We start from the raw sequence: 814 nt of genomic DNA on the forward strand, positions 1-814 counted from the left end.
TGTACAGCCGTCTTTTAAATGATAGAGGCAGAACGTCACATCGTCGAGATAATCATAATCAGGTCGCCCGGATTCCTGCCCCAGCGGCAGCAGTGTGTTTTCCCTGACGAACAGGGGAAGCCCCATATAGCCGTACCGTTCTTCTTTCCATTCTCCGCCTTCCGTCTCTTTTCCCGTCAAAAGGTGTGTCCACGTGCCTTTTGGCAAATAATAACGGACAGCGCCGTCTTCCTGAAAAACGGGAGCGACGAGCAGCCTTCCGCCGAGCATGTACTGTCTGTCAAGCCAGTGGCAGGTGTTGTCTCCGGGAAATTCGAGGAGCATCGCCCGCATCATCGGAATGCCTTCAGCGTGCGCTTCATGTGCAGCGGCGTACAAATAAGGCATCAGCCTGTGCTTCAGTTTGACAAAATACCGCATGACATCGGCCGCTTCTTCGTCAAACAGCCACGGAACGCGGTATGACTCGCTCCCGTGCAGGCGGCTGTGCGTCGACAAGAGGCCGAATGCGGTCCAGCGCTTATACAAATCGGCTGTTGCCGTGCTTTCAAATCCGCCGATATCATGGCTCCAGAAGCCGAAGCCTGAAAGAGAAAGCGACAGGCCGCCGCGCAGGCTTTCAGCCATTGAATCATAGCTGGCAAAACAATCCCCGCCCCAGTGTACGGGAAATTGCTGGCCGCCGGCCGTCGCAGACCTTGCAAACACGACCGCTTCCCGTTCGCCGCGCTTTTGCCTCAACAAGTCAAATACGGTCTTGTTGTATAAATAAGAATAATAATTGTGCATTCTTTCGGGATCTGATCCGTCAAAG

General features: G+C 53.9%; 1 protein-coding gene. It reads right to left on the reverse strand.

What is annotated here, in order from left to right; genetic code table 11:
- Positions 1 to 814 (reverse strand): TIM-barrel domain-containing protein (locus ACWHAR_RS25590; RefSeq protein WP_452088247.1); only part of this gene is annotated, 814 nt, incomplete at both ends.

The organism is Bacillus sp. LR--39, assembly GCF_053613335.1.